This is a genomic window from Aeromonas sp. 25-AL00135, from assembly GCF_054052385.1.
This window is the reverse complement of the sequence record NZ_JBSTYQ010000048.1, coordinates 1-524: the sequence shown is the minus strand read 5'-3', so window position 1 is coordinate 524 and position 524 is coordinate 1. Positions and strand designations below refer to the sequence as shown.

At 55.5% G+C, this 524-nt stretch carries 1 protein-coding gene; it reads left to right on the top strand.

The window, feature by feature from the left end:
* Positions 1–57 precede the first annotated feature (57 nt).
* On the top strand, positions 58–524 hold a 467-nt coding region (gene hcp1, locus ACW5XC_RS20400), incomplete at its 3' end, for a type VI secretion system effector Hcp1 (RefSeq protein ID WP_408831835.1).

Sequence of the window (524 nt, the reverse complement as noted above, 5' to 3'; positions counted from 1 at the left end):
CTGCTAAAGGTTGGTCGAGTGCTATCTCGTTTAACCAACCTATTTAGGAGCATACACATGCCAACTCCATGTTATATCAGCATCGAAGGTAAAACCCAGGGCAATATCACCGCTGGTGCCTTCACTTCCGATTCCGTCGGCAACATCTTCGTACAAGGCCACGAAGACGAGATGCTGGTACAAGAGTTCCAGCACGTTGTCACCGTCCCGACTGACCCGCAATCCGGTCAGCCGGCTGGTCAGCGTGTCCACAAGCCGTTCAAGTTCACCGTTGCGCTGAACAAAGCCGTACCGCTGATGTACAACGCACTGGCGTCCGGCGAGATGCTGCCGAAAGTGACCCTGAAGTGGTACCGCACCTCCGTTGAGGGCAAGCAGGAGCACTTCTTCTCTACCGTGCTGACCGATGCCACCATCGTTGACATCGACTGCCAGATGCCGCACTGCCAGGACCCGGCGAAGTCTGACTTCACCCAGCTTATCCAGGTCTCCATGGCTTACCGCAAGATTGACTGGGAGCACAC